Below are 281 nucleotides of genomic sequence, written 5' to 3'. Positions count from 1 at the left end.
CACAGGCGGCAATTGAATTAATTGGTCAGTTGACGCAAGGGGATGCCATTGTCGTAACAGACGTTGGTCAGCATCAAATGTGGGCCGCTCAATTCTACCCCTACAGACATGCACGCCAACTTGTAACATCTGGTGGCATGGGAACCATCGGCTTTGGTATTCCTGCAGCTATCGGCGCCAAATTAGCCAATCCAGATAAAGAAGTAATCATCTTTGTTGGTGATGGCGGCTTCCAAATGACCAACCAAGAATTGGCTATTTTGAATGGCTATGGTGTACCG

1 protein-coding gene is annotated in these 281 nt (G+C 47.7%); it reads left to right on the top strand.

Annotated elements, in window-relative coordinates:
• A partial coding sequence (locus tag C1G53_RS08555) for a thiamine pyrophosphate-dependent enzyme (RefSeq protein WP_238139126.1) occupies positions 1–281 on the top strand: 281 nt, incomplete at both ends.

The organism is Streptococcus suis, from assembly GCF_002960445.1.
Classification (GTDB): Bacteria; Bacillota; Bacilli; order Lactobacillales; family Streptococcaceae; genus Streptococcus; species Streptococcus hyiners.
The sequence above is the reverse complement of the archived record's forward strand: the minus strand, read 5'-3'. Positions and strand labels throughout refer to the sequence as shown.